Genomic DNA, 13,381 nt, shown 5'->3' with positions numbered 1-13,381 from the left:
CTCAGTTGCCGTACACGTCGAAGTCGAAGTACTTCTTGCTGACCGTCTCGTAAACGCCGTTGGAGCGGATGGCCTTGATGGCCGCGTTCAGCTGTTCCTTGAGCGCCGTTTCGTCCTTGCGCAACGCCACACCCACGCCCGTGCCGAAGTACTTGGCATCGGCCAGCACCGGGCCTACGAAGCCGTAGCCAGCGCCTTCGGGCTTGCTCAGAAAGCCACCGTTGACTTCGACCTGGTCGGCCACAGTGCCGTCCAGACGGCCCGATTTGATGTCCAGATAAACCTGGTCTTGCGCTTCGTAAGGAACCACGTTCACGCCGACAGTTTTGAGTTCACCCATGGCGTATTTCTCTTGGGTGCTGCCCTTGAGCACGCCAAGCTTCTTGCCCTTGAGGGAGGCCAGGTCGGTGAACGCCGTGCCGGTTTTCACCACGATGCGACTGGGTGTGAAGTAGTACTTGTCGGAGAAATCCACCACTTGCTGACGTTCTTCGGTGACGGACATCGAGCTGATGATCACGTCGTATTTTTTGGCCTGCAGTCCGGGGATCATGCTGTCCCAGACTTGTTCCACATACACGCACTTGCGCTTGATTTCGTTGCACAGCGCTTCGGCGATGTCCACATCAAACCCGGTGGGCTTGCCGTCGGCGGTCTTGAAGGTGAACGGCTCGTAGGTGGGGTCGATCGCAACCTTGAGCTCGGGCAGTTCGGCCGGTGCAGGTGCGGCTGCGGGAGCGGCCACCGGGGCTGCAGCGGGTGCGGCTTCCGGAGCCGGGGTTTCGGTTTTTCCGCAGCCCACCAAGGCGGCGGCACCAATCAGGCTCAGGGACAAAAGGAGGTTTTTCATGGACATCTTTCAATGGCGGCTCGTTGATCGCCAAACAGGTTGAGACAAGCGTGTGAATTGTAGGTTGACGCCTCGGGGTGCACCGAAACCGGGCTGCTGGTGTTTCCCCGCATAGCAAGGAGGCAGTGCCTCCATAAGGGCAGATGATGCAAAGCAAGCTTCAAGCCCGAAAGGCGGTTTCAAATGCGATCACTTAACTATACATAATATACATCGTAGAATGTCATGAAGTGGATGTGTCACGGCAGAAAAGGAAAACCCGACTCACGGTCGGGCTTTCATGGCGGGCTGTCTGGACAGCGGTCAGTCCTCGACGAACGCTTCCTCACGCTTCTTCTTGATCGATGGCAAGAAAACGATGGCCAGCAGCAGCAACGCAGCCGCAAGCAATGAGGCGGAAATTGGACGGGTCACGAACACCGACCAGTCACCGCGCGAGATCAGCAAGGCGCGGCGCAGATACTCTTCCATCATGGGGCCGAGGATGAGTCCCAACAACAAAGGTGCTGGCTCGCAACCGAGCTTGATGAAGCTGTATCCGATCAGGCCGAACACGGCGACCATCCAGACGTCAAAGCTGTTGTTGTTGGTCGAATAAACACCGATCGCGCAGAACATCAGAATGGCCGGGAAGAGCCAACGGTAGGGCACCGACAGGAGTTTGACCCAGACGCCAATCAGCGGCAGGTTCAGAACGATCAGCATCAAGTTGCCGATCCACATCGAGGCAATCAGTCCCCAGAACAGTTCGGGGTTGGACGTCATGACCTGCGGGCCGGGCTGGATGTTGTGGATGGTCATGGCACCGACCATCAGCGCCATCACGGCATTGGGGGGAATGCCGAGCGTGAGCAGCGGGATGAACGAGGTTTGTGAACCCGCGTTGTTGGCCGATTCGGGGGCCGCCACGCCGCGTATGTTGCCCTGACCGAAAGGCACTTCGCCCGGCTTGAGCTTGGTCTTTTTCTCGATGGTGTACGCCGCGAACGATGACAGCAGCGCACCGCCACCGGGCAGGATGCCGAGCACCGATCCCAGTGCCGTCCCGCGCATGACGGCAGGCAACATGCGCTTGAAGTCTTCCTTCGTGGGCATGAGGCCATGCACCTTGCCAGTGAACACCTCGCGCTTGCTCTCGTCTTGCGACAGGTTGCTGATGATTTCGCCATAGCCAAAGATGCCCATGGCGATGACGACGAAGTTGATGCCGTCGGTCAATTCGGGGATGTCGAAACTGAAGCGGGCCACGCCGGAGTTCACGTCGGTGCCGACCAGGCCGATCAACAGGCCCAGCACGATCATGGCCAGCGCCTTGAGCAGCGAGCCCGAGGCCAGCACCACGGCACCGATGAGGCCCAGCACCATCAGCGCAAAGTACTCGGAAGGACCGAAGCTCAACGCCACTTCGGTCAGCGGCGGCGCAAACGCGGCCAGCACCAACGTGCCGACGCAGCCCGCAAAGAACGAGCCCATGCCAGCGGCGGCGAGTGCAGGCCCTGCCCTGCCCTTGCGCGCCATCTGGTAGCCGTCGATCACGGTCACCACCGACGAGGATTCACCGGGCAGGTTCACCAGAATGGCGGTGGTGGAGCCACCGTACTGCGCGCCGTAGTAGATGCCGGCCAGCATGATGAGCGCTGCCACGGGCTCAAGGCCGTAGGTCACAGGCAGCAACATGGCGATGGTGGCCAATGGGCCGATACCCGGCAACACGCCGATGAGCGTGCCGAGCAGGCAGCCCACAAATGCGTAGATCAGGTTCTGGAGAGTGAACGCGACACTGAAGCCCAGTGCGAGGTTGTCAAAAAGGTCCATGGGGGTTGTCTCCGGTCAGGCGGTCAGGAAGGCAGGCCACACCGGGAACTGCAGATTGAGCATGTAGACGAAGGCTCCGTAGCTGCCGATTGCGAGCAAGGTCGCCAGGATCAGGGATTCCTTGATGTCGCACTTCGGGCGGGCATAGCCGGCAATGATCACCAGGCCGAAGATGGCTACGATGAATCCCATGGCCGGAATGCCCAGCGAGGGCAAGCCCACCAGCAGTGCGCCGAAAGCCAGGTTGGCACCGAGCACGAAGCACAGCGGGCGCCAGGCGATCTTTCCGATCGGGTCACCGTCGGGTGCCTTGCTGCGAAAAGACTGGACCGTGATCAAAATGCCGAGGGCCGAGAGCAGGATGCCCAGCAGCAACGGGAAATAGCCGGGGCCCATGCGGGCCGCACTGCCCACGTCGAAGTTCGTTGCACCCACGGCGAACGACACGCCCACGATGGTGAACATCAAACCAGAGAAAAAGTCTTTTTGACTTGCCAGCTTCACAGTGTCTCCTCCAAATATTGGGTGTCGCGATTCTGATCCGGTCAAGGCAATCGCCCCATGTGGGTTACACCTACAAGATGGGCTTGGCGGGTACTTTCGATCCCCTGCGCGACACCGTTACCAGCGGCCTTTGGGTTGTCGGGCCCGCACAAACGAGGCAATGATCTCGGCCGATTCGGCTCGCTGGGCACGGTTGGCAAAGTCGATCGCCGACAGGCCCTGCTGATTCTTCAGCATGGGATCGGCGCCCTCTTCCAGCAGCAGCTTCACCACCGTGGGGTGGCCATAGTGCGCCGCCATCATCAAGGGCGTGCTGCCGTTGGGTGACTCGGCGTCGATGTAGGCGTGGTGCTCCAGCAGCAGGCGCACCATGGACACGCTCTGGGCATCGGCATTCGTGGCGGCGTAGTGCAGCGGCGTCCAGCCGGGCTTGTTCACCTCGGCCTTGCGTTCGATCAGGCGCTTGGCCACGCCCAGCCGGCCTTTGAGCGCGGCCATCATCAATGGGCTTTCGTCCTGGACGGTGCGCGCTTCGATCTGCACCGTGTCCTGCCCGATCAGGAAGCTGGAAACCTCGGGTGCATCGTCCCGCAACGCGAGGAACAGCGCGTGTTCGCCCGCTTCGTTGCGCGTGTTCAGGTCAAACCCACGCTGTACCAGCTGGCGCACTGTCCTCACGTCGTCGCGCTTGACGGCCGAAAAGAAGTCGTCAAACGAGTCGGCCCATGTGGCGGTCGAGACCACCAGCAAAAATGCCATGAATCCTTTTAAAACAATGTGTTTTTTAGGTTTTCTCATGTGTTTTCTCAATACTTGTGGCCGCCGGTGACACCACACGGTTGAACAAGGTGTCGAAATTGTCACTGGTGGCCTGCGCCACATCGGTCACCGGCAGGCCTTTGATCTGGGCGATCTGCTCGGCCACCCAGGGCACGTATGCCGGAGAGTTGGTTTTGCCGCGGTGGGGCACCGGCGCCAGATAAGGGCTGTCGGTCTCGATCAACATGCGGTCCAGCGGCACAAAGGCGGCCACTTCGCGGATGTCGCCGGCGCTGCGGAAAGTGAGGATGCCCGAGAACGAGATGTAAAACCCCAGGTCCAGCGCGGCGCGCGCCACTTCGGCCGTTTCGGTGAAGCAGTGAAACACGCCGCGGGCCACTGGCCGCGAGGCACTGTCCCCCTTGAAGCCACCCGCCTCCCGCAAGATGGCCAGGGTGTCGTCGGACGCACTGCGCGTGTGGATGACCAGGGGCAGATCGGTCCTGCGCGCAGCCTCGATGTGTGTGCGGTAGCGGGTGCGTTGCCATTCCATGTCGGCCACGCTGCGCTCGCCCAGGCGGTAGTAGTCGAGCCCGGTTTCGCCGATGCCCACCACCTTGGCCCGGGCAGCCCGCTCCAGCAAATCGTCCAGTGTGGGTTCCTGCACGCCTTCGTTGTCGGGGTGCACGCCCACGGTCGACCAGAGGTTGGCGTGGTCACGCGCGAGGCTGTGGACCTCCTCGAACTCCTCCAGGGTGGTGCAGATGCACAGGGCCCGGTCCACCTGCGCTTCGGCCATGGCGCTCAAGATCTCGGGCAAGCGGCTTTTCAGCTCGGCAAAACTCAGGTGGCAGTGGGAATCGGTGAACATGCGGACCCTGGAATGGGGGCAACGGCTTGAAGGCCTGCAATGGCCAGTTCAAACGTCGTGCGGGAGAGGCCGACTCAGAGCGTCTGGGTGGCGCGATCGGAGCCGAGGTTGGCACCGAGGATTTCTTCGATCTTCAGCTTGAGCATGCGCGACTTTTCGTCGGCCGGGAAACGGATACCGACGCCCTGGGTACGACCACCCGAAGCCTTGGCGGGCGTGACCCAGGCCACCTTGCCCGCGACGGGATAGCGTTGTGGATCGTCGGGCAGGCTGAGCAGCACGTACACGTCATCACCGAGACGGTATTCGCGCGAGGACGGGATGAAGATGCCTCCGTCGGCGAACAAGGGAATGTAGGCCGCATAGAGCGCAGCCTTCTCCTTGATGGAGAGCTGGATCACGCTCGGGCGCGCTGCGGCTGCCGAGGGAGAAGGGTTGGTGCTCATCGGGTCGAGTTTAGCGGCATTCACCCGCGATGGGCGCCTTGTTGCAGCACTGCAAACGCCGGTATGGCGGGGCTTTGGCCGCCTGTGGCACCGAACTCACTGCGGCCGCGCCGCCAGAACCTGGCGGGTGCGCGCCGCCCAGGCTTCCTGCATGAGGCCCGCGTTGTAGGGATGCTCCACCGAGCGCGCGGCCTGCATCAGTTCGCGGGACCAGGCAGCCAACGCGGTCCAGCGTGGCGCGGCAGGCAGTTCAGCGACCGGAAAAAAACGGGCCGGCGCACCGCAGGCGTGGGCCATCAGGTCGTGGCAGAGCTTTTGCAGCACCGCCAGCTGTTGGGCGGCCGGCCAGTCGGACAGCACCGACCAGTCGCCCCGCGCCAGCGCCTTGGGCAGACCCGACCAGGCCTGGGCGTTCAAACCACTCGCCGCCCAGGCTAGTGCGTCGTCGGGGCGTCCACCGGCTGCCTGCAGCCAGACAGCCGCCTGAGCCGGCGTGGGAGCCGTTGTTGCCGACTTGCCGGTCGCCTGCGCGGCGCTCACCTCGTCCACCAACCAGGCCAGAGCCTCCTGCTCCCGGGGCCAGACCATGGCGTGCGTCTGGCAACGGCTGCGGATGGTGGGCAACAGCAGGTGGGCCGACTCGCTGGCGAGGATGAAGCGCACCTCGCCCACCGGCTCTTCCAGCGTTTTGAGCAAGGTGTTGGCCGACTCCATGTTCATGCGCTCGGCCGGGTACACCAGGATCACCTTGGTGTTGCCGCGCGAGCGGGTGGTCTGGGTGAACGCCACCGCGTCGCGCGCGGCTTCCACCCGGATCAGCTTGCTGGGCTTGCGCTTCTTGTCGTCGATCTCTTTTTGCGCGCCCTCATCCAGCGGCCAGCCCAACTCCAGGCTGAGCACCTCGGGCATGAGCGCGCACAGGTCGGCGTGGGTGCGCACGTCAACGGCGTGGCAGCTCGCGCATTCACCGCAGGCGCCCTGCCCGGTGGGCCGCTCGCACAACCAGGCGCGCGCCAGCGCCAGGGCCAGGTCGTACTGGCCGAGCCCGGAGGGCCCGGCGAGCAGCAGCGCATGACCACGCTGGGCCAGCAGGCCGACCAGCTGGGCTTGCAGCCACGGCGCGAGCGCCCGGGCGCTCATGCGCCCACCCCGGCGCGCAGCCAGCCGCGTTGCTCGAAGGCCTGGCGCACATCGCGCCACACCGCGTCTTTGGCCTGATCGGACGGCACACGGGCGAACCGCGCCGGTTCCTGGCGCATGCGATCGGCGTAACCCGTGGCCACCCGTTCAAAAAAGGCCAATGGTTGGGACTCGAAACGGTCCGGCAAACGGGCGCCGGCCAGGCGTTCGGCGGCCACCGCAGGCGGCAGATCGAACCACACCGTCAGATCGGGCTGGCGCAGCCGGCCGCCCTGCTCCGGCATGGCTTGCACCCAGCGTTCGAGCTGGCCCAGCACGTCCAGATCAAAACCACGTCCCGCGCCCTGGTAGGCGAAGGTGGCGTCGGTGAAGCGGTCGCACAGCACCACGTCGCCCCGCGCCAGCGCGGGTTCGATCACCTGCTGCAGGTGGTCGCGCCGCGCGGCAAACATCAGCAGCGCTTCGCACAGCGGGTCCATGGGGTCGTTGAGCACGAGTTCACGCAGCTTTTCCGCCAGCGGCGTGCCACCGGGCTCGCGGGTGAGCGCAACAGCGCGGCCCTGAGCGCGAAAGGCCTCCGCGAGGCCGGCGATGTGGGTGGATTTGCCCGCGCCGTCGATGCCTTCAAAGGTGATGAAAAGTCCGGCGGTCTGCATGAAGGGTGATGAAGGTCGGCGAGGTTCAGCGGCCCAGGATGTAGCGCCGCACCGCGGCATTGTGCTCTTCGAGCGTGGCGCTGAACTGGCTGGAACCGTCACCACGGGCGACAAAGTAGATGGCGTTGGTCTCGCCCGGCTGCACGGCTGCGCGCAACGACGCGGCACCCGGCATGGCGATCGGAGTGGGCGGCAGCCCGGCGCGGGTGTAGGTGTTGTAAGGCGTGTCGTTCTGCAAGTCGCCGCGGCGCAGGTTGCCGTCAAATTTTTCCCCCAGGCCGTAGATGACCGACGGGTCGGTCTGCAGGCGCATGCCGATGCGCAGGCGGTTGGTGAACACACCACCGATGCGCCGGCGGTCGCTCTCCAGGCCCGTTTCCTTCTCGATGATGCTGGCCAGGATCAGGGCCTCTTCGGGCGTGCGCAGCGGCACGTTGCTGTCGCGCTGGGCCCAGGCATCGTTCACACGTTTGTCCATGGCCTGCGCCGCCTGGCGCAGCACGCTGGAGGCGGTGGCGCGTTTGGCCACGCGGTAGGTGTCGGGGAAAAAGCGGCCTTCGGGGTGGCGCCCGGGGTAGCCGATGAGCGCCATGATGTCGGCCGAACTCAGGCCTTCCAGGTCTTGCGTGAGGTCGGGCGAGGCGCGCAGCAATTCAAAGACCTGACGGTGGTTCCAGCCTTCGAGCAGCGTGACGCTGCGAACCGCCTGCTCGCCCCGAACGAGCTTGGACAGCAGCGAGCGCGGCGTGGTGCCGGGCGCGAATTCGTAGCTGCCCGCCTTGATGTCGCGCGCGCCGCCGGAGATGCGGAACCAGCCATAGAGCAAGACCCAGGGTGTCTGCACGCCGGAGGCCGACAGTTTTTCGGCCACGCCACGTGCCGATTGGCCCGATGGGATTTCGACGTCGAGCGGTTGCTGTTCGCTCACGCGGGCGGGAAAACGCAGGGGTTGATCGACCCACCACACACCGAAGGCGGCCGTGATCAGCAGGGCGACCAGGGGCAGCACGAACAGGAGTTTGAGAAGACGCAGCAAGGGAATGTGCTCAGCAGGGTGAAGGGGCAGACGGTGCGTCCGGCGGGGTGCAGACGATGATAATCGGGCACTCTTCAAGGACTGCCCGCCGCTCGCTCGCCCACCGGCGCCTTGCATCCTCTGCGGCGCCCGACATGAACACTTCCTTCTGACCCATGACCGCACTTGCAACACCCGTCGCCACCCCGGCCATCCACGGCGTCGCCCGCCTGACCCACCTCGGCGTGATCCAGGTGGACGGGGAAGACGCGGCGAAATTCCTTCACGGCCAGCTCACGCACGACTTTTCGCTGCTGGGTTTGTCCGAAGCGCGCCTGGCCGCGTTCTGTTCGGCCAAGGGCCGCATGCAGGCCAGCTTCGTCGGCTTCAAGCGCAGCCACGACCAGATCCTGCTGGTCTGCAGCCGCGACCTGCTGCCCGCCACGCTCAAGCGCTTGTCGATGTTTGTGTTGCGCGCCAAAGCCAAACTGAGCGACGCCAGCGACAACTACGCCCTCCGGGGTCTGGCCGGCAACGACGTGCCCGGCTCCCTGCCGGCCGCGCCGTGGTCGCAGGCGCGCGAGGGCGATGCCAGTGTGGTGCGTCTGTACCCGGCCAACGGAACCCCGCGAGCCTTGTGGGTGGCCCCCATCAATGCCACGGCGCCAGCCGGTGACGCCATGGCCGAAGACCTGTGGCACTGGCTGGACGTGAGGAGTGGCGTGGCCACACTCAGCCAGCCGGTGTTCGAGGCCTTCGTGCCGCAGATGGTCAACTACGAATCGGTCGGCGGTGTGAACTTCAAGAAGGGTTGCTACCCCGGCCAGGAGGTGGTGGCGCGCAGCCAGTTCCGCGGCACGCTCAAGCGCCGTGCCTATGTTGTGCACAGCGACGCGCCTTTGACGGTTGGCCAGGAGGTGTTCCACAGCAGCGACGCCGAACAGCCTTGCGGCACCGTGGTGCAAACCGCCGCCCATCCAGACGCTGGATTCGACGCCATCGTCTCCATGCAGACCAGCGCGGCCCTGGATGGCAGCCTGCACGCCGGCAGCGCCAGCGGCCCTTCGCTCCATCTGCTGCCCCTGCCCTACCCCTTGCTCGACGACATCTGACCAGGGCCTGGCCATGTGCCTGATTGCCTTTGCGCTGAACGCCGATCCGGCCTGCCCGTTGCTGATTGCTGCCAATCGCGACGAGTTTTTTGATCGGCCCACCGCGCCGCTGCACCGCTGGCGGCTGGACGACGGTACCGAGGTGCTCGGCGGGCGCGACCTGCGCGACCGCGGCACCTGGCTCGGCCTCAGCCCGCGAGGCCGCGTGGCCATGTTGACCAACGTGCGACAGCCGACGCAGGAACCCGCTGCACGCAGCCGCGGCGAACTGGTCACGCGCTGGCTGCAAAGCGACGGTGACGCCAAGCGGTTTGGCGCCGGCATCGCCCCGGCCGAGTACGGCGCGTTCAATCTGGTGGTGGGCGACTTTCATGCCGGTGCCTGGCACTGGCTGGGCAACCGCGACCCCGAGGCACCGCACAGCACCTCGGCCAGCGTGCTGCACCAGCGACCACTGGGCGCCGGCATCCACGGCCTGTCCAATGCGAGCCTGGACACGCCATGGCCCAAGACGCAACGGCTCAAGGCGGCGGTCGGCGAATCGCTGTCCAGCAGCTCGGACTGGCTTTCACCCTTGTCGCGCGCCCTGGTCCACGACCAGCCCGTGCCCGAGCCCGACCTGCCGCACACCGGCGTGCCGGTCGATCTGGAGCGGGCGCTGTCCAGCCCCTTCGTGCGCATGGCGGACCGCGCCTACGGCACACGCACCAGCCAGGTGGTCAGCGTGCGCGCCGCCGCGCAAGGCTTTGCCGTGACCATGCACGAATGGACGCACGATCCGGCCGCGCTGGTGTCCGGCCTGGCGCCCGAACGCGCCCGCGTCGAGACCCTGGTGTGGTGAACCTCAGAGGCGTTTGAACATGGTCACGTGCGGGATGCCGGCTTCTTCGAACGGCTCGCCCAGCACGGTGAAACCCAGCCGGTCGTAGAAGCCTTCGGCGCTGCGCTGCGCGTGCAGCACGACCTCGGCGTCACCGCGTTCGCGGGCGGCGTCCATCAGCGCGTACAACACATCGCGCCCCAGGCGCCCACCGCGCACGGTGCGGTCCACCGCCATGCGCCCCACCTTGGAACTGCCGGGCTCGTACGGCAGCAGCCGGCCGGTGGCCAGCGGGCGGCCCAGGCGGTTGTAGGCCACGGCGTGCACGGCCGTGGTGTCGGCGGTGTCCCACTCCAGTTCTTTCGGAATGCGCTGCTCTTCCACAAACACCGCGGTGCGCAGGCGCTGGGCGTCCGGCCCCAGTTCGCTCCAGGGGCCCACGCGCACCTCGGTCACGGCCTGACCCGCCTCGTAGCCTGTCAGGATGTTGCGCAGCGCTGCGGGCACCGGGCGCGAGGTTTGTGTGGCCGGATCGGCAAACACGTAGACGATCTCGCTGCTGATCAGGTGTTCGTCACCCCGAAAGATCGCGCCGGTGAAGGTGATGGACGAGTTGCCGATGCGGCTGCACTTCATGGCCACCTCGATCTGGTCGTCCGCCCGCGCCGAGGCGTGGAACTCCACCGTGGCCTTCACCACATACAGGTCGCCGCCGAGCTGCGCCATGCTTTCCTGGTACGGCAGGCCCAACGCGCGCCAGTAGTCGGTGATGGCGGTGTCGAAGTACATCAGGTAATGCGCGTTGAAGACGATCTTCTGCATGTCCACCTCGGCCCAGCGCACGCGCAGGCGGTGAAAGAAGCGGAAGTCGGAGCGTTTCAAGGTCATGTCAGTTCTCTGTGAACGCGTGGCGCAGCGCGCGCGCAGCGTCGTTGTGGGCGGTCAGCGCCTGGGGAATGGCCCGACCAAAGTTGATGAAGCCGTGCACCACACCGGCGTAGATCTCGATGTCCACCGGAACACCGGCGTGCCGCAAACGGTCGGCGTACATCACACCCTCGTCGACCAGCGGGTCGCATTCGGCCAGGCCGATCCAGGCCGGCGCCACGTCGTCGAGCTCGCGCACGTGTCCCTGCTCGTCCACGCCATCCAGCGGTGCAAAGCGCCAGTCGTCGCGGTCGGCCGCGCTGCGCAGGTAGTGGCCGAAGAAGTAGCCGATGTGTGGCTCCTCCAGCAGGAAGCCGTGGGCATAGGTCTTGTGCGAGGCGGTGTCCTGATGGCCAACACAACCGGGGTAGAAAAGCAGCTGCAGCGCCAGCGGCACACCCGCATCGCGCGCGGCAATCGCCGTTACCGCGGCCAGCGTGCCGCCGGCGCTGTCACCACCCACCGCAATGCGGTTCGCATCCAGCCCAAGTGCGCTGCACTGGGCCCGCAAGCCCAGCAGGCTGTCCCAGGCGTCAAACACCGCGGTCGGAAATGTCCATTCGGGCGCCAGCCGGTAGTCCACCGACACCACCGCGCAGTGCGCGAGGTGCGCCAGGTGCCGGCACAAGGCGGCATGGGTGGCCACGCTGCCCACGGTGAAACCGCCGCCATGAAAGTACAGCAGCACCGGCAACGCCGTGTCGCTGGCCGGTGCGAACAGCTGCGCGCTCAACCCGGCACCATCACGCGCCGTGAAACGCAGGTCTTCCACCCGTGCCAGTTTGTGCGAGGGAATCTCCAGCACACCGGCACCGGCCTCGTAGGCCAGCTTAGCCTGGGCCGGCGTGAGCGCGTGCAGCGGCACATGCCCGGCGCGTGCGATGCGCTCCAGCACGTGGCGCATGGCGGGCGTGAGCAGCGAGCGGGGATCGGGTTGGTGGGACATGGTTGTGGATTGTCGCGGTCCTCGGGACCGGTCCGCACACCACGGTCATGGAGAGCTGTCTTGTGGGTGACGGCGCACGGGTTGTCGCCATAGGTGGAATGCGGTGTCCACCGTATAGTTTTCCAGCCCCCACAACACGCACCGGAGACCGCCTTGGCCCAGATCCTCTACATCACCAACATCCTGATCGACTTCGGTGTGCTCTCGCAGTTGCAGGCCGAGTGCGAGCGCGTGGGCATTCGCCGCCCGCTCATCGTGACCGACGCCGGCGTGAAGGCCGCCGGCCTGCTGGACAAGGCCACCGCCGCCCTGCCCGGCTTGCAGCCCGCGGTGTTCGACCAGACGCCGTCGAACCCGACCGAGGCGGCCGTGCGCGCTGCCGTGGCGGTGTACCAGTCGCAGGGTTGTGACGGGCTCATCGCCCTGGGTGGCGGCAGCGCCATCGACTGCGCCAAAGGTGTGGCGATTGCCTGCACCCACGAAGGCCCGCTCAAGACCTACGCCACCATCGAAGGCGGCTCTCTCAAGATCACCGACCGGGTCCCTCCGCTGATTGCCGTGCCCACGACGGCGGGCACCGGCAGCGAGGTGGCACGCGGTGCCATCGTGATCGTGGACGACGGCCGCAAGCTCGGTTTCCACAGCTGGCACCTCGTGCCGAAAACCGCCCTGCTCGACCCCGAACTCACGCTCGGCCTGCCGCCCATGCTCACCGCGGCCACCGGCATGGACGCCATCGCCCACTGCATGGAAACCTTCATGGCGCCGCCGTTCAACCCACCGGCCGACGGCATTGGTCTCGATGGCCTGGCGCGTGGCTGGGCGCACATCGAGCGCGCCACCAAAGACGGCCAGGACCGCGACGCGCGCCTGAACATGATGAGCGCCAGCATGCAGGGCGCCATGGCGTTTCAAAAGGGCCTGGGCTGCGTGCATTCGCTCAGCCACAGCCTGGGCGGCGTCAACCCGCGCCTGCACCACGGCACGCTCAACGCGGTGTTCCTGCCCGCCGTGATCCGCTTCAACGCCGAGGCCGAGTCGATGAAGAAGGACAAGCGCCTGCAGCGCATGGCCCACGCCATGGGACTGGGCAGCGGGAGTGATGTGGCCGAAGCCGTGACCGACATGAACGCCCGGCTGGGCCTGCCCACCGGCCTGGCCGCCATGGGTGTGACGCCCGACCTGTTCGACAAGGTCATTGAAGGCGCGATGGCCGACCACTGCCACAAGACCAACCCCCGCCTGGCCAGCGCCGAGGACTACCGCGCGATGCTGCAGGCCGCCTTGTAAGCCCGGGCCCCACGGGCCTCGCACCCCTTTCTTCGGGTCTTTTTCCGGCCCCGGACGCACCAAGCGTCCGGGGCCGTCGGCGTTTGGAAAGCCCCTTTTCGAACCGCGCGTGCGCTCCCTTTTGGTTCACGTCTGCAGTCATCGATTCATGAGCGTTTCATAACCCGTTCATCAATCCTCCAACGGGTGATTCCACCAGACTGGCCCCACTGAATTTGCTGCCTCCAACG

The 13,381-nt window shown here is 65.6% G+C and carries 14 protein-coding genes; 3 read left to right on the top strand and 11 right to left on the bottom strand.

Features of this window, described 5'->3' with window-relative positions; genetic code table 11:
* Position 1: 1 nt before the first annotated feature.
* From BSY239_RS08480 to mltG, 9 genes are all read right to left on the bottom strand, one after another.
* Positions 2-850, bottom strand: coding sequence for an ABC transporter substrate-binding protein (locus BSY239_RS08480; RefSeq protein WP_083239885.1), 849 nt, complete (start codon positions 848-850; stop codon positions 2-4).
* A gap of 303 nt (positions 851-1,153) precedes the next feature.
* Positions 1,154-2,665 carry a tripartite tricarboxylate transporter permease gene (locus BSY239_RS08475; RefSeq protein ID WP_069046459.1) on the bottom strand — a complete coding sequence of 504 codons (1,512 nt, stop codon included), beginning with the start codon at positions 2,663-2,665 and terminating at the stop codon, positions 1,154-1,156.
* Positions 2,666-2,680: 15 nt separating this feature from the next.
* Complete coding sequence (locus BSY239_RS08470) at positions 2,681-3,169, bottom strand: tripartite tricarboxylate transporter TctB family protein (protein ID WP_069046458.1); 489 nt, start codon at positions 3,167-3,169, stop codon at positions 2,681-2,683.
* 117 nt (positions 3,170-3,286) lie between these two features.
* A complete protein-coding gene (locus tag BSY239_RS08465; protein WP_236944163.1) occupies positions 3,287-3,928 on the bottom strand; it encodes an ankyrin repeat domain-containing protein in 642 nt (213 codons plus the stop codon).
* Between the two features lie 25 nt (positions 3,929-3,953).
* Entirely contained in the window at positions 3,954-4,799 is an 846-nt protein-coding gene (locus tag BSY239_RS08460) for a TatD family hydrolase (protein ID WP_069046456.1), read from the bottom strand.
* A 74-nt stretch (positions 4,800-4,873) separates the two neighbouring features.
* Positions 4,874-5,245 carry a PilZ domain-containing protein gene (locus BSY239_RS08455; protein WP_069046455.1) on the bottom strand — a complete coding sequence of 124 codons (372 nt, stop codon included), beginning with the start codon at positions 5,243-5,245 and terminating at the stop codon, positions 4,874-4,876.
* A gap of 96 nt (positions 5,246-5,341) precedes the next feature.
* Positions 5,342-6,385, bottom strand: a complete 1,044-nt coding sequence (locus BSY239_RS08450; protein ID WP_069046454.1) for a DNA polymerase III subunit delta' — start codon at positions 6,383-6,385, stop codon at positions 5,342-5,344.
* On the bottom strand, positions 6,382-7,041 hold the full coding sequence (gene tmk / locus BSY239_RS08445; protein ID WP_069046453.1) for a dTMP kinase: 660 nt from the start codon (positions 7,039-7,041) through the stop codon (positions 6,382-6,384). The genes BSY239_RS08450 and tmk overlap by 4 nt, the downstream gene beginning before the upstream one ends.
* Positions 7,042-7,066: 25 nt before the next feature.
* A complete protein-coding gene (gene mltG, locus BSY239_RS08440) occupies positions 7,067-8,074 on the bottom strand; it encodes an endolytic transglycosylase MltG (protein WP_236944192.1) in 1,008 nt (335 codons plus the stop codon).
* Between the two features lie 158 nt (positions 8,075-8,232).
* Here mltG and ygfZ point away from each other — a divergent pair, with 158 nt between their 5' ends.
* On the top strand, positions 8,233-9,168 hold the full coding sequence (gene ygfZ / locus BSY239_RS08435; RefSeq protein ID WP_069046452.1) for a CAF17-like 4Fe-4S cluster assembly/insertion protein YgfZ: 936 nt from the start codon (positions 8,233-8,235) through the stop codon (positions 9,166-9,168).
* Positions 9,169-9,181: 13 nt separating this feature from the next.
* Positions 9,182-10,009, top strand: a complete 828-nt coding sequence (locus BSY239_RS08430; RefSeq protein WP_069046451.1) for an NRDE family protein — start codon at positions 9,182-9,184, stop codon at positions 10,007-10,009.
* A gap of 3 nt (positions 10,010-10,012) precedes the next feature.
* On the opposite strand, the gene BSY239_RS08425 is transcribed toward BSY239_RS08430, so the two are convergent.
* Complete coding sequence (locus BSY239_RS08425) at positions 10,013-10,876, bottom strand: YbgC/FadM family acyl-CoA thioesterase (RefSeq protein ID WP_069046450.1); 864 nt, start codon at positions 10,874-10,876, stop codon at positions 10,013-10,015.
* 1 nt (position 10,877) lies between these two features.
* Entirely contained in the window at positions 10,878-11,861 is a 984-nt protein-coding gene (locus BSY239_RS08420; protein ID WP_069046449.1) for an alpha/beta hydrolase, read from the bottom strand.
* A gap of 153 nt (positions 11,862-12,014) precedes the next feature.
* On the opposite strand from BSY239_RS08420, the gene BSY239_RS08415 reads away from it, so the two are divergent.
* On the top strand, positions 12,015-13,151 hold the full coding sequence (locus tag BSY239_RS08415; RefSeq protein ID WP_069046448.1) for an iron-containing alcohol dehydrogenase: 1,137 nt from the start codon (positions 12,015-12,017) through the stop codon (positions 13,149-13,151).
* Positions 13,152-13,381: the final 230 nt, after the last annotated feature.

Origin of the sequence: Hydrogenophaga sp. RAC07 (assembly GCF_001713375.1) — a bacterium.
GTDB lineage: Bacteria > Pseudomonadota > Gammaproteobacteria > Burkholderiales > Burkholderiaceae_C > Hydrogenophaga.
This window is presented reverse-complemented; position numbering and strand designations above follow the sequence as displayed.

What these genes read in the sequence shown, in the direction of transcription:
- tmk (WP_069046453.1), bottom strand. Translation starts at nt 7,041, where the DNA reads ATGCAGACCGCCGGACTTTTCATCACCTTTGAAGGCATCGACGGCGCG.
- BSY239_RS08460 (WP_069046456.1), bottom strand. Translation starts at nt 4,799, where the DNA reads ATGTTCACCGATTCCCACTGCCACCTGAGTTTTGCCGAGCTGAAAAGC.
- ygfZ (WP_069046452.1), top strand. Translation starts at nt 8,233, where the DNA reads ATGACCGCACTTGCAACACCCGTCGCCACCCCGGCCATCCACGGCGTC.
- BSY239_RS08465 (WP_236944163.1), bottom strand. Translation starts at nt 3,928, where the DNA reads ATGGCATTTTTGCTGGTGGTCTCGACCGCCACATGGGCCGACTCGTTT.
- BSY239_RS08455 (WP_069046455.1), bottom strand. Translation starts at nt 5,245, where the DNA reads ATGAGCACCAACCCTTCTCCCTCGGCAGCCGCAGCGCGCCCGAGCGTG.
- BSY239_RS08430 (WP_069046451.1), top strand. Translation starts at nt 9,182, where the DNA reads ATGTGCCTGATTGCCTTTGCGCTGAACGCCGATCCGGCCTGCCCGTTG.
- BSY239_RS08420 (WP_069046449.1), bottom strand. Translation starts at nt 11,861, where the DNA reads ATGTCCCACCAACCCGATCCCCGCTCGCTGCTCACGCCCGCCATGCGC.
- BSY239_RS08475 (WP_069046459.1), bottom strand. Translation starts at nt 2,665, where the DNA reads ATGGACCTTTTTGACAACCTCGCACTGGGCTTCAGTGTCGCGTTCACT.
- BSY239_RS08480 (WP_083239885.1), bottom strand. Translation starts at nt 850, where the DNA reads ATGAAAAACCTCCTTTTGTCCCTGAGCCTGATTGGTGCCGCCGCCTTG.
- BSY239_RS08450 (WP_069046454.1), bottom strand. Translation starts at nt 6,385, where the DNA reads ATGAGCGCCCGGGCGCTCGCGCCGTGGCTGCAAGCCCAGCTGGTCGGC.
- BSY239_RS08425 (WP_069046450.1), bottom strand. Translation starts at nt 10,876, where the DNA reads ATGACCTTGAAACGCTCCGACTTCCGCTTCTTTCACCGCCTGCGCGTG.